Here is a 23,368-nt window from a genome sequence, read left to right on the forward strand (position 1 = left end):
AAAAAATAATATGAATATCAAATTATCAATTTTTACACTTTTATTCATTTCTTGTCTTTCACTACATGCACAGAGAAAAAGTGATTTAATAAATGAAATAAACTTATTAAAAGCTAAATTAGACTCTACTAACATAGAACTTGCTTCTTCTAAAAAAAATGGTAGCGTAAATGAAGAAAAAGCTGCATCTTTTGAAAAACAAGTAGTTGATTTACAAAATGCAAATAGCACTTTACTAAAAAACTTAAATAGTTTTGCTCAAATTTCAAGTAAAAATTCTGAAAGTGTAAATAAAGCACTTGCTAGTTTAGAAGAAAAAGAAAAGCAATTAAGTGTTTTTACAGATGCCATTAGTAGTCATGATTCTACAGCTGTTGTAGTACTTACAAATACAAAACAAACTTTAGGAGAAAATGCTAAAATTGGAGTAGCAAATGGGACTGTTATAATTTCTAAAGATTTAACTTCATTATATGGCTCCGATACCAATACTAACATAACCGAAGAAGCAAAAGCTTGGTTAAATAAAATTGCAACGGTACTAAGTGCTAATCCTAAAACAACGATTACCATTGAAGGACTAAGTATAACAGGAGATTTAAATACTCCTATACTACAAGCAACTTCTATTGCTAATATTCTAACAAAAGATATGGCTATTGCTAAAGATAGAGTTAACGTCAATGCTAAAGATGGTGGCTTTAAAGAAGGCGTTAATTTTAAAATACACCCTAATTACGAAGCCTTTTACCTTATGGCTCGGGAAGGAATTAAGAACGGAAATAAGTAATTTAAAAAATCCCGTAATACTAATTACGGGATTTTTTTGCACTCTAGTTTTCTTCAACTGGTTTAAAAATTCTAATCCAGTCTACTTTTAAGGTATGGTCTTCAGGGGAATTTGCTATTTCTTCATCTGTAGGCATTCTACCTGCTTCGGCATTCCAGTTTTGTACTTCGGTATTTATTATTATATCCATTTCTTTGCTTAAACCTGTTCTGTCTGAAGTATTAGGAGGTGCAGAAGCCGACGTATATCCTAATGGATCTATACCATCTTTACTCCCTACAGTATCTAAATTATCCATTACTTTTATTAACTCTCCATTTAAATAGTACTCAAGATCCGTAGGAGATTTCCAATAAACACCTATACGAACCCAGTCACTAGAAGTATATGGGTACCCATCAATTTTTTGCCATGTACTCTCATCTTTAGGTTGATAATCCAAAAAAGGATCTCTTATAAAAACATGGTGACTTATATGAAACCTTTCACTAAACCATTGTTGTTCATTTCTAGGGTTTTGTGCACCGTATGTTTCTAGTATATCTATTTCTTGGGTATCATCAGGACTTAGCATCCATATATCAGAAGCAAAAAACGCATTAGCAACTTTTACTCTGGCCTCTACAAAAACAGGATATATAACTCTCTTAGTTGATGTAACACACCCCAATCTAGTGGCTTTATCTGTAAGTGTGCCATTTGACCCACCATACGACTTCGTTTCGCCATCTTCTCTGGTTGTTAGTACTCTTAAATTACCATCCGAAACCGTAACATTTTCATGTCTCCAAATAGTTGGCCCAGGGCCTTTCCAAGTATTATGATAAAAATTTGTCCATTTACCACTACCAAATTCAGATAAACTATTTTCTCCAGTAAATTCATACTCAAAATCGTCCGAAATATCCTCTTGAAATTCCCATTTTTTTCCATCTCCAGCATTCGCTGGCACTGGTATTGTTTTCCATGATAAAGGTTCTGGCTCAGGTTCAGGCTCTGGGTCTTTTGGAGTTTCTTTATTCTCTTTTTCTTCTGGCTCTTCAACTACACTATCTTGCGAACAAGAATACAAACTAATAGTTAAAGCGAGGAACATTGCAATTTTTTTCATAAAATATTTTTTCATCATTTTTATAAAGTGATATTAATAAGCACATCTCTTTATAATATTCATATTTTTTACCCTGCTAAATTATTACATCCATAGCTTTTAGCTGAAAAATATACCTTTACAAAAACTAAACAATGCATTATTTTATAGACTTAATTGTCTAGAATACAGCATAAATATTCAAATTATAGAAAGGAAATAGAAAAAGAAGTATTCCTAAATAAAATACAGATACAACTAACGATTACATAATTTTTAGATAAATACATCGTTCTTACATGCAGAAACCAAAACCAAAATCATGTCTGAACAAGGAATTTTACAAATGTTTGCATACCTATTACCAGCTGTTGTAACTGGAGCCGTTGCTTTTTATTTTTTTAGATTACATACAAAAAATGAAGAAGGAAGAAGACGTTTTTTATTACATAAAGACAGCCAAAAAAATACATTACCTATACGTTTACAAGCATACGAAAGAATGGCTCTTTTCTTAGAAAGAATTGCTATCCCAAGCTTAGTGGTTCGTATAGCCCCTAAAACTTCAGACAAAAATGAGTATGAAAATTTACTTATAAAAAGTATTGAAAACGAATTTGAGCACAATCTATCCCAACAAATATATATGACCGACGAATGTTGGAATATTATAAAAGCTGCTAAAAGCGCTACTATACAAATGATTCGTAAAGCTGGCTTAAGCGAAACAGACTCTGCTGATAAGCTAAGGGAAGATGTTTTAACCGAAACTATGGATAAAGCTTCTCCTTCTGGAACAGCATTAGCTTATGTTAAAAAAGAAATTGGAGAATTGTGGTAACTAATTATTTAGGTACATTAAATTTTGCCTCTGCATAATTAAAACCTTGTTCCCACCACTGTGTCATTAGTTTTTTGTTAAATACTAAGGAGTTTTCGGTTAGTTTCGTTGGTGTATAATACAAGTTTAGCTTTACACCTCTATGCTTTGCCGCTAAAATTCCTTCAGAAATATCATGGTGTTCTATTTGGTCTAATACAAAACCATAGATACTAAGCATTAATGAAAAAGGGTTTTTACCTAAAACCTTATTATGTTCCATTTTCTCTGATTCTAAAATAATAGCATCTATTTCTGTTGCGCCACGCCTAATAGCTTCTCGTATTGGCAAAACACAGCCTAGACCGCCATCTCCATATTCAAATCCATCTTTTTTAACTAAAGACATAAAAGGAATATAGTTACAAGAAATCCACATCCAATCACAAAATTCATCATAAGTAAATTCTTTAATTGACTTATACTCTACCCTATTTTTAGATAAATTAGAAACGGTTACCACTACATCTTTATGCGTATTTCTAATTTCATTAAATTCTTCTTCTGTAAAATTCTTCTTAATAGTTCTTCGCAAAGATTTACTCTCTCCAAAAGTTCTTTTCTTTTTAACAAACTGCAGAAAGGTGGTCATGAAATTTATAGAAACAAACTCTCTATCCCCTTTTTTACGAACAACAAAAGGGTTTAAACTAAAAATTTTACGTTGGTTTACATTGGTATATAAATCATACAACTTACCAACTTTATTTAAAGCTAGTTGCGGTATTAAAAGACTTCCTGTTGAGGTTCCTACAAGTAAGTCATAATCTCTCTTTTCTATTTCCATTAAATATTGGGCTACGCCACCCGCAAAGGCTCCCTTACTACCTCCTCCACTAATTACTAAGGCTCTCATTCTATTTTTATCTGACTAGTTTCTGTATTTTTAAATTTGGCAAAATTATAACCACTTTCCCACCATTTACTCATTTTTTCTTTATTAAAAATTAAAGAATTAGTAGTTAAAACGGTTGGAGTGTAATATAAATTAATTATTGCGTTATTATGGTTTGCAACATATTTACCAATACGTATATTTTGATTTTCAATACGATCTAGCATAAACTCGAACATATTAGTAAGCAAAGAAAAGGCATTTTTAGATGGCATTCTATTTAAATGGCTTACTTCAGTTTGCAAAACAATAACATCTATCTCTGTTGCTCCTCTTTTTATAGCTTCTTCAATAGGCACCATATTACCCAAACCACCATCTGCGTATTCACATCCATTTTTACGAACTAAACTCATGAAAGGGGTATAATTACAAGAAATCCAAACCCATTCACAAAATTCTTCATAAGAATAGTCATTTACACTTTTATATTCTACCGTATTTAAAGATAAATTAGAAACGGTTACTACAACTTCTTTAAGCCCATTTTTTAACTCTAAAAATTCTTCTTTTGTTATTGTTTGTTTAATAAGTTTTAACAAATTATAACTTTCTCCAAAAGTTTTACTTCCTCTGTAAAAATTTTTAAAAACATTCCAATGATCTATACCTATAGAATTTACACCGTGTTTGTTTTGAATAACAAAAGGACAATTACTAAATATACTATGCTGATTTACAGAAGTATATACTTCCTTTATTTTGTCAATTTTATTTAGTGCTAAATGAGAAATTAATAAACTTCCAGTAGAGGTCCCTAAAAAAAGGTCGTACTTATAGTGAAGTTCTTGCATTAAATATTGGGAAACCCCACCTGCAAAAGCCCCTTTACTACCTCCTCCAGAAATTACTAAAGCCCTCATTATTTATAAACTAATTCTTTTATATAACGATATTTATTTTCTTTTAATTCTTTTAACTCTAATTTAATTCTTTCCTTATAATCATTATCCTCCACTAATTTAATTAATAAATTTCTTGCAAACTTTTTAAATTGCCAACTATGATGCTCACTAGCTTGTATTAGGTTTTTTAAACTTACATTGTCTAAACCAATGGTTTCCTTTAAAAATTGAAATGCACTTATACGGGTTTCTATGCTATAATTTGGGTTTGTATAATTTACTAATTCTTTATAATAAATTCCAGTATTTAAGCTGTTATATTCTGGTGTTACCATTGCTAAGGTTAACCATAAAAGTCGTACGTTTTTATTTGGCAAACCTATTACGTCTTTAGTAGCGTTTAAGTATTCGTTTCTTTTTTCTGGAAAGCTACTCCATAAGGCAAACAAAGCATTTTCTTGTGTTACATAACTTTTATCTTGCAAAAGAAGTTTAAAGGAAGGCTCTAAATCTTTTGAAACTTTAATGGTAGATTTAGCTATTGCTCTACGAAGTTTTAAATTTTGAGTTCTTAATGCTTCCTTAATAAAACTAGACGATAAATATTTATGAAAATCTTTAATTATCCTAGCCTTTAACTCGTAAAATTCTATTGTATCCCAATACCCTTTAATTATTTTTTCTTTGTGTATGTAACTAGAACTAGCAATTACCACTTCTTCATTTATAAAATTCAGTATCTTAATATCTTCAGATTTTGCTGCTAAATGATTTTTAACATCTTCATAAGGAAAAGCTTTTTCTACAAGCCATTTTTCTTTAAATTCTGATAGATTTTCTGCTCCAGCATTCTCCATTTCTTTTAAAAAATGAGTTACTTCTACATTCTTAAATTGGTATTTATTTAAGTACGATACTATTCCTTTTTTAAAGACCGTATCCCCAATTTTTTCTCGTAGCATATGTAATGCCCAAGCACCTTTTTCATAGAATGTAAGACTACTTGCTTTTGGGTTTAGTAAAGATTGCCCTTTTTCATTGTTTTGGTTTTCATTTATAGCTTTTGCACTATCAAACAATTTCCAATAATAATAGTCTTCACCAAATAATTCTTTTTCAGCCAAATAAGAATAGTAGGTTGCAAACCCCTCATGTAACCAATGGCTATTACCATTTTTTTCGGTAACCAAATTCCCAAACCACTGATGCGCTAATTCATGCGCATTAACTGTAACATAATTTTTATCAAAAAAAGACAAAGAATCAATTACGTATCCATCAGAAAATATGGTGGTTCCTGTATTTTCCATTCCTGCATATAAAAAATCGTGCACAGGAATTTGTTTATAATTTTCCCAAGGATACGAAACTCCAATTTCCGTTTCTAAAAAATTAAAAATCTCTTTAGAATATCTATACGTTGGTTCTAGAAACAAACTATCTTTTGGGTAATAATATAATTCTAAAGGAATACCACTTTTAGATTTCTCTTCTACATATTTATAATTTCCTATAGCAAAAGCTACTAAATAACTACTCATAGGTTTATCCATAGAGTATGCCCATAGATTCGTATTTTCTTTTTCTTGTTTTTCTATAAGTTTTCCGTTAGAAATTACGGTGTAGCCTTTATCAAATTCTATAGCAATATCAAATTCTACCTTTTCTGTCATATCATCAAAACTAGGCAACCAATGACTGGTGTATTTTCCTTGGCCTTGTGTCCAGATTTGCCCACTTGTATTTGAACTCTCAGAAGTAGTATCCCAACCAACAAAATAGACTGTTTGTTTGGGAACTGCTTTATATCTAAGAGTTACATAATATGTTTTTCCTTTCTTAAAGGAGTGTTTTATTGATATTTTAGAGTTTGTATTTAAAAAATCAACCTTTTTATTATTTAATAAAACCGAAGTAAACTCTATATCATGAGCATCTAAGAAAATATAACTTACATTTTCCAAGGCCTTGAATTCATAAGTAACAACACCAGCTATAGATTTTTCTTTTACAATTGGAGAAATTAAAGCTTCTGCTCTAATAAAGTCTACTTTTTCTTGTGTTTGCGCAAATAAATATAGAGGGGTTACAAATAATAGTAGCTTAAAAAATAATTTCATGTTTTGGGGATTATATGTAATGCTTTCCAAATTTAGCATTTTACTTTGTTGCATTGTTATTAGCTATGCCCTAATTTAGACGAATGAACGCAAATTTTTTACAAACTCCCATTGCTTATTTAAAAGGAGTTGGTCCTAACAGGGCTAATTCTTTGCAGTCAGAGCTTGGCATTTCTTGCTTTCAAGACCTTCTTAATCTTTTCCCTAATAGGTATATTGATAAAACAAAATACTATAAAATAAAGGAATTGCAGCGCAGTAGTGCAGATGTACAGGTTGTTGGTAAAATAATTCATCTAAAAACAGTAGAACAAAAAAGAGGAAAACGTTTAGTTGCCAAATTTATAGATGATACCGGGGAAATAGATTTAGTTTGGTTTCGTGGTCAAAAATGGATTAAAGAAAATATAAAAATTAATAAACCCTATGTAATTTTTGGCAAATGCAATTGGTATAATGGTAAATTTTCTATGCCTCATCCAGAAATGGAATTGTTAGAAGAGCATGAAAAGGGAGTTAAAATTGCCATGCAACCCATTTATCCTTCTACAGAAAAACTTAGCAATACTGGGGTTACCAATAAGGTTATAAATAAGATGATGCAGCAGTTATTTTTAGGCTGTAAAGGGCAATTTTCAGAATCATTATCTCCAAAAATTATTCATGAATTGCGCTTAATCTCTAAGAGCGAAGCCTTATTTAATATTCATTTTCCTAAAAATCAAGAATTATTAGCCAAAGCTCAATTTAGGTTAAAGTTTGAAGAACTTTTTTACATTCAACTACAGTTATTAGGGAAAAACAAAGCTAGAAAACAACGCATTAAAGGCTTTGTTTTTGACCAAGTTGGCACACATTTTAATAACTTTTATAAAAACCACTTGCCTTTTGAGCTAACCAATGCACAAAAAAGAGTGGTAAAAGAAATTAGAGCAGATTTAGGCACTAGCGCGCAAATGAATAGATTACTACAGGGCGATGTTGGCTCAGGAAAAACTATTGTAGCATTAATGGCTATGTTGCTAGCCATAGATAATGACTACCAAGCATGCTTAATGGCACCTACCGAAATTTTGGCAAATCAGCATTTTAATGGCATACAAGAACTTTTAGGAGATTTGGGTATTAAAATTGCCATTTTAACAGGCTCTGTAAAAAAAGCGCAAAGAACTATAATTCATGAACAATTAGAAAATGGCGAATTAGATATTCTAATTGGCACACATGCTTTACTTGAAGACAAAGTAAAATATAAAAATTTAGGATTGGCTATTATAGATGAGCAACATAGGTTTGGCGTTGCTCAACGCTCTAAATTATGGCATAAAAATAATTTGCCTCCTCATATTTTGGTAATGACCGCTACTCCTATTCCAAGAACTTTGGCTATGAGTTTATATGGCGATTTAGATATTTCTGTTATAGATGAATTACCGCCTGGAAGAAAACCCATAAAAACAGTTCATAGGTATGACTCTAATAGATTAAAAGTTTTTGGTTTTATAAAGGAAGAAATAAAAAAGGGACGCCAAATTTATGTGGTTTACCCCTTAATACAAGAGTCTGAAGTATTAGATTATAAAGATTTAATGGATGGCTATGAGAGCATTGTACGAGATTTTCCACAGCCAGAATACCAAATATCTATTGTACATGGACAAATGAAACCTGCCGATAAAGATTATGAAATGGAACGCTTTGTAAAAGGGGAAACACAAATAATGGTTGCCACTACAGTTATTGAAGTTGGGGTTAATGTTCCTAATGCATCGGTAATGATTATAGAAAGTGCAGAACGGTTTGGTTTATCACAACTACACCAATTAAGAGGGCGTGTAGGGCGTGGTGCCGATCAAAGCTTTTGTATTTTAATGACTAGCCATAAACTCTCTAACGATTCTAAAACAAGACTAGAAACCATGGTACGTACAAACGATGGTTTTGAAATTGCTGAAGTAGATTTAAAACTACGAGGTCCTGGCGATATTATGGGTACACAACAAAGTGGTATGCTACATCTTAAAATAGCAGACATTGTAAAAGATAATGACATCTTAAAAACAGCAAGGTACCATGCATTACAATTACTAAAAGAAGACCCTTCTTTGGAAAGCCCCAATAATTTGGTAATAAGGCACATGTACGCGCAAATTATAAAACACAAAAATATTTGGAATTATATAAGTTAACCCCTTAAATAGTTAGAAAATATCACAAAAAAAGGTCTTGAACATCGTAATTTACACCCACAATAATTTCTAAAAAGAACTAGTTTTCCTAGTTTTGTTAGCTTAGAATACAAATAAATTATGAGTACAAAAAAGACGTTATTTGATAAAGTGTGGGATTCCCACGTAGTGAAGCATGTAGAAGATGGTCCAGATGTATTATTTATAGATCGCCACTTAGTACATGAGGTTACTAGCCCTGTTGCCTTTTTAGGTATAAAAAACAGAAAATCTGGAGTTTTATTTCCAAATAAAACTTTTGCTACGGCAGACCATAACACACCAACCATAAACCAGCATTTACCAGTTGCAGATCCTCTTTCTGCAAACCAACTTAAGGCATTAGAAGAAAATGCAAAAGAACATGGTATTTCGCACTGGGGGCTTGGTCATGAAAAAAACGGAATTGTACACGTCGTAGGGCCTGAATACGGAATTACGCAACCTGGAGCAACAATTGTATGTGGTGACTCTCACACATCTACGCACGGTGCTTTTGGTGCAATTGCTTTTGGTATTGGTACTTCTGAGGTAGAAATGGTATTATCTACACAGTGTATTATGCAGCCTAAGCCAAAGAAAATGCGTATTAACGTAGAAGGAGAATTAAATTTTGGAGTTACACCTAAAGATGTTGCTTTATATATCATATCTCAATTAACTACTTCTGGTGCTACAGGATATTTTGTAGAATATGCTGGTGATGTTTTTGAAAACATGACTATGGAAGGTCGTATGACGGTTTGTAACCTAAGTATAGAAATGGGTGCTCGTGGTGGTATGATTGCTCCAGATGAAAAAACTTTTGAGTACGTTAAAGGACGAGAGTTTACTCCAACTGGTGCTGCATGGGATAAAGCCATGGCATACTGGAAAACTTTGAAAACAGACGAAGGCGCTGAGTTTGATAAAGAACTTACTTTTAGTGCTTCTGATATAGAACCAATGATTACGTATGGAACCAATCCAGGAATGGGTATGGGAATTTCTAAGAGTATTCCAAATGCTGAAGATTTAGAAGGTGGTGTTGCTACGTATAAAAAATCTTTAGGTTATATGGCTTTTAATGAAGGGGAAGATATGATTGGTAAGCCTATCGATTTTGTTTTTATAGGTAGTTGTACTAATGGTCGTATTGAAGATTTTAGAGCCTTTACTTCTATTGTAAAAGGACGTAAAAAAGCGGATAATGTAACCGCATGGTTAGTACCAGGTTCGCATAAAGTAGAATCTGCTATAAAAGAAGAAGGTCTTTTAGATATTTTAACAGAAGCTGGTTTTGAATTAAGAGAACCCGGATGTTCTGCTTGTTTAGCAATGAATGATGATAAAGTACCTGCTGGAAAATTAGCAGTTAGTACATCAAACAGAAACTTTGAAGGGCGTCAAGGTCCAGGATCAAGAACCTTATTAGCTTCTCCACTAGTTGCCGCCGCTGCTGCTGTTACAGGAAAAGTTACAGACCCAAGAGAATTAATGAAAGAATTGGCATAGCCAATTTGCTTTTAGCTATTGACTGTTGGTCATTAGCAAAATCAATGTTAAATTAAAGCTAGAGGCTAACAGCCAATAGCAAAAAGCTATAAAAAATGGCATACGATAAATTTGAAATATTAAATAGTACGGCTGTTCCACTTCCAATAGAGAATGTAGATACAGACCAAATAATACCAGCTCGTTTCTTAAAAGCTACAGAACGTAAAGGTTTTGGAGATAATCTTTTTAGAGATTGGCGTTACAATGGAGACAATACTCCAAAATCTGATTTTGTTCTTAACAACCCAACATATTCTGGTAAGATATTAGTTGGTGGTAAGAACTTTGGTTCTGGTTCTTCTAGAGAACATGCTGCTTGGGCAGTTTATGACTATGGATTTAGATGTGTAATCTCAAGTTTCTTTGCAGATATCTTTAAAGGAAACTGTTTAAATATTGGTGTTTTACCAGTACAAGTTAGTCCAGAATTTGCTGCAAAAGTTTTTGCTGCAATAGAGGCCGACCCAAATACAGAAATCTCTGTTAATTTACCAGAACAAACTGTTACTATTGTAAAAACAGGAGAAAAAGAGTCTTTTGATATTAATGGATACAAAAAACAAAATATGCTTAATGGTTTTGATGATATTGATTACTTAAACAATATTAAATCGGAGATAAGCGAATTTGCAAAAGAATTACCATTATAAAACATAAGATTTAAGCAGGTATTGCTGTACATACCATGGAAAAAAGAAAACTTGAAATAATGGATACCACCCTGAGAGATGGTGAACAAACCTCAGGAGTATCCTTTTCATCTTCCGAAAAACTTACACTAGCACAATTATTATTAGACGAACTTAAAGTAGATCGTATAGAAGTTGCATCTGCAAGAGTTTCTGATGGTGAATTATTGGCGGTACAAAAAATTACGGAATGGGCTGCAGAAACAAACAACTTAGACCGTGTTGAAGTTTTAACCTTTACAGATGGAGGCATTTCTTTAGATTGGATGGAAAAAGCAGGTGCAAAAGTGCAAAACCTTTTAACTAAGGGCTCTCTTAACCACCTAAAATACCAACTTAAAAAAACTCCTGAAGAACATTTTTCAGACATTGCTTCTATTTTTAGTAAGGCTAAAGAAAAAGGATATACCAATAATATATATTTAGAAGATTGGAGTAACGGAATGCGTAATTCTAAAGAATATGTATTTCAATTTCTAGATTTTTTAGCAACACAACCTGTAAAGAGAATATTGTTGCCAGATACCTTAGGCATACTAACACATACCGAAACATTTTCTTTTATATCTGAAATAGTAAAACGTTACCCTAATTTACATTTTGATTTTCATGGTCACAATGATTATGATTTAGGTGTTGCAAATGTTATGGAAGCGGTAAAAGCGGGTTGCCATGGTCTACATCTTACCGTAAATGGTATGGGAGAAAGGGCAGGAAACGCTCCTATGGCAAGTGCAATTGCTGTAATAAATGATTTTTTACCAGAAGTAACAATTAACGCTAATGAAACCGCTTTACACAAAGTTAGTAAATTAGTTTCTGCTTTTACTGGTTTTAGAATACCTGCAAACAAGCCAATTGTAGGAGACAATGTTTTTACACAAACCGCTGGTATTCATGCAGATGGAGATAATAAAAACAATCTTTATTTTAACGATTTACTTCCGGAACGTTTTGGACAAAAACGTAAATATGCACTCGGAAAAACTTCAGGAAAAGCCAATATTCAAAAAAATCTTCAAGATTTAGGTTTAACTCTAAATGATGAGGATTTAAAGAAAGTTACCCAAAAAGTAATTGCTTTAGGAGATAAAAAAGAAAGAGTAACTAAAGAGGATTTACCTTATATAATTTCTGATGTTTTGGATAGTCAGGAATATTTAAACAAAATAGTAATAAAGTCTTATGTGCTTACGCACTCTAAGGGGTTAAAACCATCCACAACCATTGCCATAGAAATTGAAGGAGAAATTCATGAGGCAAATGCTCAAGGAGATGGGCAATATGATGCATTTATAAACGCATTAAAAAAAGTTTATGAGACCAAAAAAATGGATTTTCCTAAACTAACAGATTATACAGTACGTATACCTCCAGGAAGTAATTCGGATGCACTTTGCGAAACTAGTATTACTTGGGAGAAAAATGGAAAAGAGTTTACCACACGTGGATTAGATTCTGACCAAACCGTATCGGCAATTAAAGCTACAGAGAAGATGTTAAACATCATCTAAATAGCTACTTAAATAAATTAAATAGTAAACCGCAATATATATGTATTGCAAAATAAAATAGAATGAAATTAAATATAGCATTATTAGCTGGGGACGGAATTGGCCCTGAAGTAATAGACCAAGCAGTTAAAGTATCTGATAAAATAGCAGAAAAATTTGGACATGAAATCTCATGGACCCCAGCTTTAACAGGTGCTGCAGCGATTGATGCTGTAGGAGAACCTTATCCAGATAGCACGCATGCTGTTTGTGAAGCTGCAGATGCTGTTCTTTTTGGAGCTATAGGACACCCTCGTTTTGATAATGACCCTTCTGCCAAAGTAAGACCAGAACAAGGATTACTTAAAATGCGTCAGAAATTAGGATTATTTGCTAACGTAAGACCAACATTTACTTTCCCTTCTTTAATTGATAAGTCTCCTTTAAAAAGAGAACGTATAGAAGGTACCGATTTAGTTTTCTTAAGAGAACTTACTAGTGGCGTTTATTTTGGAGAAAGAGGAAGAAAAGACGATGGTAATACTGCTTATGATACCATGTTATATACTCGTGAAGAAATTCAAAGACTAGCAAAAAAGGGTTTTGAATTAGCAATGACACGTTCTAAAAGATTATGCTGTGTAGATAAAGCCAATGTATTAGAATCTTCTAGACTATGGAGAGAAACCGTACAGGCAATGGAAAAAGAGTATCCAGAAGTAACGGTTTCTTATGAGTTTGTAGATGCTGTAGCTATGCGTTTAGTACAATGGCCAAGCGATTATGATGTTTTAATCACTGAAAACTTATTTGGTGATATTTTAACGGATGAAGCCTCTGTAATTTCTGGTTCTATGGGATTAATGCCATCTGCATCTGTAGGAACGGATAATAAATTATATGAACCAATACACGGTTCTTACCCACAGGCAGCAGGAAAAGATATTGCTAACCCATTAGCAACAGTCTTATCTGCAGCAATGATGTTTGAAGATTTTGGTTTAACAGCAGAAGCTAAAGCTATAAGAGATGTAGTAAACAAATCTTTAGCGGAAGGTGTTGTCACTGAAGATTTAGCAGATGGAGCTAAAGCTTATAAAACTAGTGAAGTTGGCGATTGGTTAGCTACTAATATTTAAGTTAAAAAATTCTAAATCTAAAAGCCTCACATATTTAATATGTGAGGCTTTTTTTATTGCTTAAATATATAAGATTCTAATGGCGCAATAGAAATTGGTCTTTCTAATTCTACTTTACCTTCTTTGACTGTAAATGTAATTTTTTCTTTACCATACAACTGGTCCGTCATAGTATAAACACCATCTTTTAACTTCCAGTACTTTATTAAGTTAGAAGGTATTTTTAATGGCAAATGATAATTATTTTTTGATGAAAAATTTGATATTATTATGAGTTTTTCTTCTTCATTCCATCTAGAAAAACAGTACAACTCATCCGTATAACTTTTTGCTGACATCCTATTATAGGCATGTAAATCCATATAATCTCCCATTAAAGCAGTACTACTAATAGTAAAGTTTAATAGTCTTTTATAAAAATCTCTTAATTTCTTTTCTTTTAAGGTAGATTGCCCTCCATCAAACTTTTTATTATTCACCCATCTTTGAAAATGAGGTACTCCTACATAATCAAATATAGAAGTTCTTGAAGGTTGACCAAAACCTGCATTTTCGGCTCCTGGCTCTCCTACTTCTTGACCAAAATATATTAAAGTTGGTGCTGTAGTTATTGTTGCTGATACAACCATTGCTGGTTTTCCTTTTTCTGCTGATCCTGCAAATTCTGGGCTTGCAATACGCTGCTCATCATGATTCTCAAGAAAATGTATCATATTATGTTCTATTGCTGATAAATCTTCTAAAATTGGATTTATATTATCTGTAGACCCCTTTCCTTGCATAATATTTTTAAGAGTATCGTACATTTGAACTTTGTCGTATAAGTAATCCATTTTTCCTTTATGAATATAATCTTTATACAAACTAGGATTATACACTTCTGCTAAAAGAAATGCATTTTCATTTTTTGATTTAACAAAAGAATTTAAATAACTCCAAAATTCCACAGGAACCATTTCTGCCATATCATAACGAAAACCGTCTACGCCCATTGTTAACCAGAAGTCTGTAATATTCTTGAATTTTTCCCAAGAATTTGGTACTGTCTTATTTTTCCAAAATTCAAAGTGTTTTTTATAATTTTCATTTTCATAATTAGCAGGTAAAGAATCAAAATCTCTAGTACCATCAGGACGAATACCATAGTTAATTTTTATAGTTTCATACCAATCATTGAAATCAGGTTGAGCTAATCTAGAACCATTACCTGTCCATTTAGAAGGTTTCTCTATAAAAACCCCATCTGCTAAAGGATGGCTCTCTCCTCCCAATACTTTATAATTATTTTCATTTTGTGGTACTTTAAATGGTTTACCTGGATTGTAATAAAAATTATTATTTACGTGATATACTTTGGTTGTATCATCTTCAGCACCAAAATCTACAATACCATTAGGGTTATTAGCTCCCTTATAGTGTCTTGCAACATGATTAGGTATTATATCTATCACAACTTTTAAACCTACTTTATGAGACCTATCTATTAATGCTTTAAACTCTTGTAATCTCTTATCAGGATGAATAGCTAAATCAGGATCCACGTTATAATAGTCTTTTACAGCATAAGGAGAACCCGCTCTTCCTTTTATCACATCTGGGTCATCATTACTTATCCCAAATTCTGTATAATCTACAGCCATAGCATGATGCAGTACTCCCGTATACCAAATATGCGTTACTCCTAATTCCTTTATTTCTGAAAGAGCCTTCTCTGTAAAATCATTAAACTTACCTACACCATTATCTTCTTTAGTTCCCCATGGTTTATTGGTTGTATTAGTATTCCCAAATAAACGTGTAAAAACTTGATATACGACCTTTTTGCCTTTCTCATTTACAACATTTTTCTCTTCTCTGTTTTTTTTTGATGAACAACTTATTAGAAAAAAACTAAAAACTATACTGAATATTAAAACGCTCTTTTTCATTATTTACAACTATTATTTTTTCTCTAATAACACAATATCAAAATTGGAATTAATTTTGATTTTTCCTTCTTTAACTTCTACCACTTGATTAGAATATGCCTCTCTTAAAATATCTCCGTTTTTGAAAACAGAACTAACGATTAGCTCTTTTTCTCCTTTTTCTAAATCTAACCCTATTACTACTTGATCTTGATAAGATTCTTTAGAGAAAGTTCTTTTAAACACGTATGGTTTATCACTTATCATTTGATGCTTTCCTGCTCCTACTGATGGATGATTATTTCTAAATTTTCCTAATTTTTGCCAGTGTAATAATATACGCTGTGTTTCTTTATTATTCTGAACATCTTCCCAGTTCATAAATGAACGTAAAGTTGCGTCTCCTTTTGCTCCTTCAATAACTAAAGGTCTTGCTGTTTCATCGCCATAATATATTTGAGCAGCACCTGGAGATAATAATAATTTTGTTGCAGTCTCATTTGGTTTCGATCTATCCGCATCAAATGGTCTTCCATCATCATGAGATGTCATATAGTTTAAAGTTCCATACCCTTTTAAATCTGTATTTAAAAGATTGGAATATTTTTTAAACATCTCTTCTTTGGATTGTTGTTGTGCATTCCATTTTAATTCAAAATTAATTAACTGTGAAAAGGCATTATCAAAATAATCTACCTTTTTATCTCCGTAATCGTAAATCTTACCTGTACTAATTCCGTAATTATATACTTCTCCTACCAAATAAAAACTCGTGTTATCTAAGACTTCGTTGGCATTGTTCTTTTTCCATTCTGCAAAAGTATAATCGCACTCCTTCTTAAATTCTTGCCATACATATTCTTCTGTATGCTTTACGGTATCTACTCTATAACCATCTACACCATATTCTGCGATATAATCTGTTAGCCACTTTATAATATAAAAACGTGGAGCTCTTGGATATCCCGTTCTTTTAAAAAACGCATTTAATTCGGCCATTTCTTCTTCATAACGGCCTTCCTCTTTCCATTTTTTAACTAATTGTTCTGGTACATCTACAGGTGCATTACTTTCTGTTTTTATATCTGGTAAGTTTTCTACTAAAGTACAAGTTATAGTATTTTCATAATTATCATGAGTGCACTCTGGCTCAGTTCTAACCCATTCGTTAGGCCAAACTGAATCTTCTGCAGTTACTGGCCCTGTATGATTTATTATAGCATCTAACACAATTCTTATTCCATTATCGTGAGCAACTTTAATTAATTTTCTTAAATCTTCTTTAGTCCCAAAATTAGCATCCAAACTAGTCCAATCTTTAGTCCAATACCCATGAAAAGCATAACTTATTCCTGTACCTTCATCTGTACTTCCGTGTATTTGCTCAAAAATAGGAGACATCCAAATTGCATTAACTCCTAAATCTGTAAAATAACCCTCTTCAATTTTTTGAGTAATTCCTTTTAAATCACCTCCTTCAAAACCTCTTAATACGCCTGTTTTATCGGTTCTATTATAATTTATATCATTGGATGTATCTCCGTTGTTAAAACGATCTGTTAATAAAAAATAGAGATTTGCTCCTTCCCAATAAAATGGTTTTGAAATTTTATTTATTTCAATATCATTCGTGGTATTATCTTCTATTATAGAGTGACTGTTTTTACAACACACAAAGGTACTTAGTACTAATATTGCAATAATTCTCTTCATTTATTTATAATTTTATGTTCATTTTTAATTCACTCATCACTTCCCATGTAACAAAAAACGAAAGTGTTTTGTTTTTTTCTTCGTAACTATATTTTACTTTCTTTCCTTTTACACGAACTCTTTTGGGATCATTTTTAATATTATGAATTATGATTTCTATTTTCTTTATGCTTGAAATATAATTTTCTCCTATTTCCGCTTTAAAATTTATTTTTAAATTCTTCTTTTCATAAAAACTTTTTAATAGTAACAACTCATACTCGCCTTTTTCAAAAGCTTGTGAAGTTTCTCCATTATCATTATAAATTTCTCTTGAACTCGTATTTATTGTATCATCATGGTAATAATGTACTTTAAATTTTTTCAATGAATACTCCTTTGTAGATTGTATTACTGGAATCATTGGAATAAAAGCTCCTGCTCTAATATAAGTTGGAATATTTTCCTCTCTTAGTTTTACTGTTTTTGTGTCTCCCCCTTTTATTTTCTCTCCAGTATATAAATCATACCAGTTGTCAGTCACTGGGAAATAAACTTCTTTACTTTTTATTTTTGGCTCTATTATAGGACTAACCAAAATATCTTTTCCCCATAAATAAGTGTCTGCATTATCATACAAATCAATATTACTAGGTTCTTCAAAAAATAAAGGTGTCATTAAAGGTGTACCATATTGGTTGTTTTTATACACCAAAGTATAATTATATGGCAATAATTGATATCTTAACTCAATAGCCTGTTTGGCTAATCTTTTGGTCTTTTCATTTTTATATATAGGTTCCGGTGCTACAGATTCTTGACCATGAGGTCTATATATAGGCTGAAAAACTCCGTATTGTAACCAACGCACATATAACTCTTCATCATCTAAATCTCCTGCAAAACCACCTAAATCGGAATGCATATAGCCTATACCTTGCATACCCATTTGCAGTGCAATTTCTGGTTGCGATTGTAACCCTCCCCATGTTCTATTAACATCTCCAGACCAAGGAATCATTCCAAATCTTTGCGACCCTGAATGACCTGCTCGCATAAGAATAAAAGGACGCTCCTCTGGAAAATTTTTCTTATATCCTTCTGCTATTAATTGTGCCCAATGATGACCGTAAACATTGTGTAACTCATCTGCTGTTCCAATGGCATGTAAAAGACCTTTAGGATGTACTTCTGGTTCTCCTAAATCTCCCCAAATACCTTTTACCCCAAGGCTATGCAAATTTTTATAGACATTCCAAAACCATTCTTTTCCTTTAGGATTATAGATATCTATTAATCCTGTATTTCCAAAATAAAAATCATAAACAAAGGGTTTTCCTATAGAGTCTTTAGCTAGAATATCCTTTTCAATTGCATCTTCCCAGCGTTTAGAAGTACTTAAAACAAAAGGCTCTGTAATAAGAACTGTTTTAACTCCTTCTTTGGAAAAATCTTGAATCATTTTTTTTGGCGTTGGGAAAGAATCTTTATGAAATTCTAAATTCCCCATGGTTCCTTGAATTTCCTTTCCAAACCAGTACAAATCCAATATAACGGCATCTAAAGGAATACTATCTCTTCTAAATTGTTCTACTGTTTTTCTTGTCTCCTCTTCTGAATGATATCCAAACCTACTAGCAAAATTCCCTAAAGCCCAGCGTGGAGGCATGGGTTGTTTCCCTGTTAAACTCGTATAACTATCTATTAAATCTAACCAGGAATCTCCTACAATAACTTGGTACGTTTTACGTCCAGAAATTGTCTCATATGTTAAGGTATTATCTTTTTTACTATCTAAATCTAACCAACCGATAGGTGCATTATCAAAATGAATAGCATACATTTTTGAGGATAATACTAATGGCATGGTATAATTCATGAGCTTAGAATGCGTTTCATACCCATAATGTGCTTTATTATATAATTGCAAACGATTTCCGCGACGATTCATTCCTAATGCTCTTGCTCCTCCTCCATAAAGTACTTCCTTTTCTTCAATATTAAATTGAATTGACTCGCCACTATCTATCTTAGAATACCCTTCTTTTTCTGAAATAATTGGCTTCCCTTTATACGAATAGGAAATTTGAAAAGGTGTTTTATTAATAGAAACTGTAATCTTGTCTGAAGAAAACAAAACATTAGAAGGGTTATTTTCTATTAACGTTTCTATAGTTTTTGGTTTACTAATTACAGCATACGAATTATTATTAAATTCTTCTCCTTTTGGAATAAAAGATGTTTCAACTATTTCCGATGAATAAAACTGAATTCGATATTCTCCATCACTCACCTTAACAGTTACATAATCTTTACTCTCGATTATTTTTTTAAATAATCTGTTTTCACTTTGTGCCAATATTATTTGGACAACAAAAAGGAACATTGAAAAAAATACTTTTTTCTTCATATATATAAATTAAATTCTAAAAAATAATAGTTTCGTAAAATCATGAAATACAATTACTTCTTTAATAAAAAAGTTAAAGGAATGTCTAATCTTTGATTCCAAGCATTTTCACTATGATTTTTACCTTTAAACATTAAATTTCTAGAGTTAGTAGCATTATAACCTTTAGACTTTAATATTTGGTCTACTCTAGGCGCATATTGAGGATAATGTTTGTCAAGACTTTGGTCTCCATAATCAAAATAAATATAATGGTTGTTTGCTTTTGGTAAATGCGCATCTAAGTATTGAAAAATAGCATTGGGAATCGGGTTATTTTCTATTGGTGCTGCTCCAACCCAATGTGTTGATAAACATGCTGCTCTACTAAAAATATCAGGGTATTCACAAATTGCATACATACTCATTAAACCACCCATGCTAGAACCAGCAATATAAGTATTTTCTTTTCCGGTATAAACAGAATAATTAGAGTCTATTAATGGTTTTAGCTCGTTAACTATAAATTTTAAATAATTATCTCCATTTAATTCTTCTTCTTTAAAATCATCATATCCCGCATGAAGCATTGTAATTTTTTCATCTTCTTTTAAATTCTTAATGGCTTTTTGAGGAAACAAATCATACCATCGTTTTTCTGCAATATTATGAATTGCAACAACAATAAAATTTTTAGTTTTTCTTTCTTTCATAAGCTTTGATGACCATTCATCTACTTTCCATTCTTGTTTATTCCAAGTTGTAGTACTATCGAATAACATTTGCCCATCATGCATATATAATACCGCATATTTATTGTTTTTTGAATAATCTTCTGGCAACCAAACATCTACAGGACGTGATTTCACATAATTTGAAGGAAAATTATCTAACCTATATAGATTACCATTAGATAATCCATTTCTATTAAGCTTTTTAAAATTAATGGAAGATTTTTTAATGCCTACAGTTTCTTTTTGGTCTCTTTTACAAGAAAAAAAAAGTAAACAAAAAAACAATAACATTTTTATTTTCATAGCTTTGTGGTTAAAATTATACTACCCGGTTTCTCCATTTCTATGGTGTCACCCCAAACCATTTTTTCCCCAGTAACAATATTCTTTAAAGTTTTTCCTTTTAACCCAATTTCTTCAAAACGCGATAAATCTAAACTATGCTTCTCTGAAAGCTTATTTATGATTGTGACTACTGTTTCATCTGTACCAATTCTAAACATTAAATACTTTCCGTCTTGAGGTGCAAAATGAAGCGTTTTTCCTTCATGTATAGCTTTACTATCTTTTCTGTAATTAAGAATAGTTTTTAAGAAAGATTGCATATCCTTTTGTTCATCGTTTAAGCCTTCTCCAGTGAATGCGTTTACAGAATCTCCGTTCCAACCTCCTGGAAAATCTGTTCTTATTAGGCCATGATCTCCTGGTTTTGCAAAATCATCCATGAAAATTTCAGTCCCATAATATATCTGAGGAATCCTTGGAAGTGTTAGAATAAAGCTTAAAGCCATTTTAGTATTAATCTTATTACCTTTAAGCTGCGTATAAATGCGACTCATATCATGATTATCAGGAAAAATCATAATATTATTTGGCTTAGCATAATGAAAATCATTCGCCAGTGCTTCATAAACTTTTACCAAACCAGTATTCCAAGCTTCTTCCTCATTAAACGCTTCGACAATTTTAGCTTGCATAGGGAAATCCATAGTAGATTTAACATTAGATTCATACCCATCCTTATTATTTGCTCCTGTCTGCCAATAAGACACTAATAATGGATTCGTGCTCCATTCTTCACATACGATACTAAAATTTGGATATTCGTTCATAATTGATCCAGCCCAAGAAGCCATAAAATGTTTATCTGGATAAGGGTGCGTGTCGTGACGAATACCTCCAAGATCTAATGTTTCTATCCACCAAATACTATTCTGAATTATATACTTGGCCATAAAAGGATTTTTTTGGTTTAAATCTGGCATAGTAGAAACAAACCAACCATCGGTCATTAATTTTGTATCATAATCTGATGCATAACTATCTTGATTTACTGTACGCCTATGATTTGAAGTGATTAAAGGTTCTTTATTTTCAAATTCCTTCTGATAATTTAACCAATCTTTAAATGGTAAATCCTTTACCCACCAATGCTCACTACCACAATGGTTAGCTACCTGATCCATTATTAGTTTTATTCCTTTTTCTTTTGCTTTTGAAGAAAGTTCTATATATTCTTCTAAAGTGCCAAAACGAGGGTCTATATTATAAAGATCTGTCATAGCATACCCATGGTAGGAGTTATCATGCATGTCATTGGTTAAAACAGGAGTTGGCCAAATTGCAGTAAAGCCCATTTCTTTAATATAATCTAAATGTTTGGTAATACCTTTAACATCTCCACCATGCCTGGCATAGTCGTTTTTCCTATCTATTGTTTTTTCTTTTAATCTAGAAACAATATCATTTGTAGTGTCACCATTGGAAAAACGATCTGGTGTAATTAAATATATAGCATCAGAACTTTGAAAACCTTCATATTCTTTGCCCGATTTTTTACGGGATTTTACTTCGTATGTATGTTGTTTTTTATCTCCATTTTTAAAGGTGAAAACAAGATTAAAAGACCCAGGCTTAGTAGATTCATTTATGACTAAATCGATAAATAAATAATTAGGACTTTTTGCTTTATGCACTTTAGAGATTGTAATTCCTGGATAATTAATGGTTGGTATCGCCTGCCCTATATTTTCTTTTTTAACTAATAATTGTAGTTTATTTTCTTTAAAACCCACCCACCAATTAGGAGGTTCTATTCTATCTAAATAACTCTTTGAAACTGAAATAGTATTTGTAGTGGGTTTCTCTTGTTTCTTTACTTTTTCCTGATTAAAGGAAGACATTATTAAAAGAACACTTAAAATAAGTAAATGGTATAATGCTTTCATTTTTTGATTTTTTTAAATAGAATTCTATTACATTTTATAAATTAACTGTGACAAGTATTACTTTTCCTCCAAATAAAAATACTTTCTTCATTAAAAAAGAAAAATATTTATTAGCTTGATTGTAATTAGTTTTTTTTGAAAATTAGTCAAATTTTCAACTTTACATTTGGCAAAATCTTTTATTTTAATCCAGAGCAAATATTTCAAAGATTTTGCTCTATTAATAAAAAAAAAGAAAAAACACCTTAACATAAGCTCTGAAAATTTTTATAAATTACAGGCTTTTCATATATTTTATTTAATCAGCACCTCTTCCCAAATATGCCCTTATTGATTTGATTTTACAATCAGAGTTAATTGTAATTAAATCAACAACATATAGTATTTCTGTAGAATCAACCGTGATTTTTAGCTCTGCAGCTAAAGTATCTACATTATCAAAAGTAGAAATTACTTCTATTTCTATCGAACTAGCAGATTCAAAATTTTTTCGTGTTTCTATCAGTGCATTTTTCTTACCAATAACATGTATTTTCCAATCCCGTAATACAATATTTTCCGAAAACATTTCTTGAATACCACATATATCCTTGTTAGCATATTTACGTAGGTAAGAAAGACATATCTCTCTATTTTTATCTTCCATAAATGAGGAAAAATTACTTTAAACAACCATATAAGTATTGTCTTCTTCTGTGATTCTTATATAAATA

General features: G+C 31.7%; 17 protein-coding genes. 7 read left to right on the forward strand and 10 right to left on the reverse strand.

Annotated features, from left to right (window positions below; translation table 11 throughout):
• The first annotated feature begins 10 nt into the window (after positions 1-10).
• On the forward strand, positions 11-790 hold the full coding sequence (locus tag Q0820_RS06040) for a hypothetical protein (RefSeq protein WP_298486065.1): 780 nt from the start codon (positions 11-13) through the stop codon (positions 788-790).
• A gap of 43 nt (positions 791-833) precedes the next feature.
• Here the strand turns inward: Q0820_RS06040 and Q0820_RS06045 are convergent, their stop codons facing one another.
• The gene (locus Q0820_RS06045; RefSeq protein ID WP_298486067.1) at positions 834-1,901 is read right to left on the reverse strand and encodes a beta-agarase; all 1,068 of its coding nucleotides are present in this window, start codon (positions 1,899-1,901) and stop codon (positions 834-836) included.
• A 301-nt stretch (positions 1,902-2,202) separates the two neighbouring features.
• Here Q0820_RS06045 and Q0820_RS06050 point away from each other — a divergent pair, with 301 nt between their 5' ends.
• Positions 2,203-2,721, forward strand: coding sequence for a hypothetical protein (locus tag Q0820_RS06050; RefSeq protein WP_298486068.1), 519 nt, complete (start codon positions 2,203-2,205; stop codon positions 2,719-2,721).
• Between the two features lie 4 nt (positions 2,722-2,725).
• Here Q0820_RS06050 and Q0820_RS06055 read toward each other — a convergent pair whose 3' ends face one another.
• Genes Q0820_RS06055 through Q0820_RS06065 form a run of 3 tightly spaced genes read right to left on the reverse strand, consistent with a single transcriptional unit; the run spans position 2,726 to position 6,620 of the window.
• A complete protein-coding gene (locus Q0820_RS06055; RefSeq protein ID WP_298486070.1) occupies positions 2,726-3,616 on the reverse strand; it encodes a patatin-like phospholipase family protein in 891 nt (296 codons plus the stop codon).
• A complete protein-coding gene (locus Q0820_RS06060; RefSeq protein WP_298486072.1) occupies positions 3,613-4,518 on the reverse strand; it encodes a patatin-like phospholipase family protein in 906 nt (301 codons plus the stop codon). The genes Q0820_RS06055 and Q0820_RS06060 overlap by 4 nt, the downstream gene beginning before the upstream one ends.
• Positions 4,518-6,620 (reverse strand): M1 family metallopeptidase, encoded by a 2,103-nt coding sequence (locus Q0820_RS06065; protein ID WP_298486074.1) that lies wholly within the window; start codon positions 6,618-6,620, stop codon positions 4,518-4,520. Before Q0820_RS06065 ends, Q0820_RS06060 begins: the two co-directional genes overlap by 1 nt.
• Before the next feature lie 83 nt (positions 6,621-6,703).
• Between Q0820_RS06065 and recG the strand changes: the two genes are divergently transcribed.
• The 5 genes from recG (at position 6,704) to leuB (ending at position 13,705) form a co-directional block, all read left to right on the forward strand.
• Positions 6,704-8,809: an ATP-dependent DNA helicase RecG gene (gene recG, locus Q0820_RS06070; RefSeq protein WP_298486076.1), complete on the forward strand. Its 2,106-nt coding sequence runs from the start codon at positions 6,704-6,706 to the stop codon at positions 8,807-8,809.
• 120 nt (positions 8,810-8,929) lie between these two features.
• Entirely contained in the window at positions 8,930-10,342 is a 1,413-nt protein-coding gene (gene leuC, locus Q0820_RS06075; protein WP_298486078.1) for a 3-isopropylmalate dehydratase large subunit, read from the forward strand.
• A 95-nt stretch (positions 10,343-10,437) separates the two neighbouring features.
• Positions 10,438-11,034 (forward strand): 3-isopropylmalate dehydratase small subunit, encoded by a 597-nt coding sequence (leuD, locus tag Q0820_RS06080; protein ID WP_298475816.1) that lies wholly within the window; start codon positions 10,438-10,440, stop codon positions 11,032-11,034.
• A gap of 35 nt (positions 11,035-11,069) precedes the next feature.
• Positions 11,070-12,587, forward strand: a complete 1,518-nt coding sequence (locus Q0820_RS06085) for an alpha-isopropylmalate synthase regulatory domain-containing protein (protein WP_298486080.1) — start codon at positions 11,070-11,072, stop codon at positions 12,585-12,587.
• 62 nt (positions 12,588-12,649) lie between these two features.
• Positions 12,650-13,705 carry a 3-isopropylmalate dehydrogenase gene (leuB, locus tag Q0820_RS06090; RefSeq protein ID WP_298486082.1) on the forward strand — a complete coding sequence of 352 codons (1,056 nt, stop codon included), beginning with the start codon at positions 12,650-12,652 and terminating at the stop codon, positions 13,703-13,705.
• A gap of 53 nt (positions 13,706-13,758) precedes the next feature.
• On the opposite strand, the gene Q0820_RS06095 is transcribed toward leuB, so the two are convergent.
• The 6 genes from Q0820_RS06095 to Q0820_RS06120 form a co-directional block, all read right to left on the reverse strand.
• The gene (locus tag Q0820_RS06095; RefSeq protein ID WP_298486084.1) at positions 13,759-15,633 is read right to left on the reverse strand and encodes an alpha-amylase family protein; all 1,875 of its coding nucleotides are present in this window, start codon (positions 15,631-15,633) and stop codon (positions 13,759-13,761) included.
• 12 nt (positions 15,634-15,645) lie between these two features.
• The gene (locus Q0820_RS06100) at positions 15,646-17,325 is read right to left on the reverse strand and encodes an alpha-amylase family glycosyl hydrolase (RefSeq protein ID WP_298486086.1); all 1,680 of its coding nucleotides are present in this window, start codon (positions 17,323-17,325) and stop codon (positions 15,646-15,648) included.
• Positions 17,326-17,329: 4 nt separating this feature from the next.
• The gene (locus Q0820_RS06105; RefSeq protein WP_298486088.1) at positions 17,330-19,714 is read right to left on the reverse strand and encodes a TIM-barrel domain-containing protein; all 2,385 of its coding nucleotides are present in this window, start codon (positions 19,712-19,714) and stop codon (positions 17,330-17,332) included.
• A gap of 53 nt (positions 19,715-19,767) precedes the next feature.
• Complete coding sequence (locus Q0820_RS06110) at positions 19,768-20,730, reverse strand: alpha/beta hydrolase-fold protein (protein ID WP_298486090.1); 963 nt, start codon at positions 20,728-20,730, stop codon at positions 19,768-19,770.
• The gene (locus Q0820_RS06115; RefSeq protein WP_298486092.1) at positions 20,727-22,655 is read right to left on the reverse strand and encodes a glycoside hydrolase family 13 protein; all 1,929 of its coding nucleotides are present in this window, start codon (positions 22,653-22,655) and stop codon (positions 20,727-20,729) included. The genes Q0820_RS06110 and Q0820_RS06115 overlap by 4 nt, the downstream gene beginning before the upstream one ends.
• Positions 22,656-22,953: 298 nt before the next feature.
• The gene (locus Q0820_RS06120; protein WP_298486093.1) at positions 22,954-23,301 is read right to left on the reverse strand and encodes a nuclear transport factor 2 family protein; all 348 of its coding nucleotides are present in this window, start codon (positions 23,299-23,301) and stop codon (positions 22,954-22,956) included.
• Between the last annotated feature and the right edge of the window lie 67 nt (positions 23,302-23,368).

It is taken from the genome of uncultured Maribacter sp. (assembly GCF_947495965.1).
Lineage (GTDB): Bacteria > Bacteroidota > Bacteroidia > Flavobacteriales > Flavobacteriaceae > Maribacter_B.

What these genes read in the sequence shown, in the direction of transcription:
- Q0820_RS06040 (WP_298486065.1), top strand. Translation starts at nt 11, where the DNA reads ATGAATATCAAATTATCAATTTTTACACTTTTATTCATTTCTTGTCTT.
- Q0820_RS06045 (WP_298486067.1), bottom strand. Translation starts at nt 1,901, where the DNA reads ATGAAAAAAATTGCAATGTTCCTCGCTTTAACTATTAGTTTGTATTCT.
- Q0820_RS06050 (WP_298486068.1), top strand. Translation starts at nt 2,203, where the DNA reads ATGTCTGAACAAGGAATTTTACAAATGTTTGCATACCTATTACCAGCT.
- Q0820_RS06055 (WP_298486070.1), bottom strand. Translation starts at nt 3,616, where the DNA reads ATGAGAGCCTTAGTAATTAGTGGAGGAGGTAGTAAGGGAGCCTTTGCG.
- Q0820_RS06060 (WP_298486072.1), bottom strand. Translation starts at nt 4,518, where the DNA reads ATGAGGGCTTTAGTAATTTCTGGAGGAGGTAGTAAAGGGGCTTTTGCA.
- Q0820_RS06065 (WP_298486074.1), bottom strand. Translation starts at nt 6,620, where the DNA reads ATGAAATTATTTTTTAAGCTACTATTATTTGTAACCCCTCTATATTTA.
- recG (WP_298486076.1), top strand. Translation starts at nt 6,704, where the DNA reads ATGAACGCAAATTTTTTACAAACTCCCATTGCTTATTTAAAAGGAGTT.
- leuC (WP_298486078.1), top strand. Translation starts at nt 8,930, where the DNA reads ATGAGTACAAAAAAGACGTTATTTGATAAAGTGTGGGATTCCCACGTA.
- leuD (WP_298475816.1), top strand. Translation starts at nt 10,438, where the DNA reads ATGGCATACGATAAATTTGAAATATTAAATAGTACGGCTGTTCCACTT.
- Q0820_RS06085 (WP_298486080.1), top strand. Translation starts at nt 11,070, where the DNA reads ATGGAAAAAAGAAAACTTGAAATAATGGATACCACCCTGAGAGATGGT.
- leuB (WP_298486082.1), top strand. Translation starts at nt 12,650, where the DNA reads ATGAAATTAAATATAGCATTATTAGCTGGGGACGGAATTGGCCCTGAA.
- Q0820_RS06095 (WP_298486084.1), bottom strand. Translation starts at nt 15,633, where the DNA reads ATGAAAAAGAGCGTTTTAATATTCAGTATAGTTTTTAGTTTTTTTCTA.
- Q0820_RS06100 (WP_298486086.1), bottom strand. Translation starts at nt 17,325, where the DNA reads ATGAAGAGAATTATTGCAATATTAGTACTAAGTACCTTTGTGTGTTGT.
- Q0820_RS06105 (WP_298486088.1), bottom strand. Translation starts at nt 19,714, where the DNA reads ATGAAGAAAAAAGTATTTTTTTCAATGTTCCTTTTTGTTGTCCAAATA.
- Q0820_RS06110 (WP_298486090.1), bottom strand. Translation starts at nt 20,730, where the DNA reads ATGAAAATAAAAATGTTATTGTTTTTTTGTTTACTTTTTTTTTCTTGT.
- Q0820_RS06115 (WP_298486092.1), bottom strand. Translation starts at nt 22,655, where the DNA reads ATGAAAGCATTATACCATTTACTTATTTTAAGTGTTCTTTTAATAATG.
- Q0820_RS06120 (WP_298486093.1), bottom strand. Translation starts at nt 23,301, where the DNA reads ATGGAAGATAAAAATAGAGAGATATGTCTTTCTTACCTACGTAAATAT.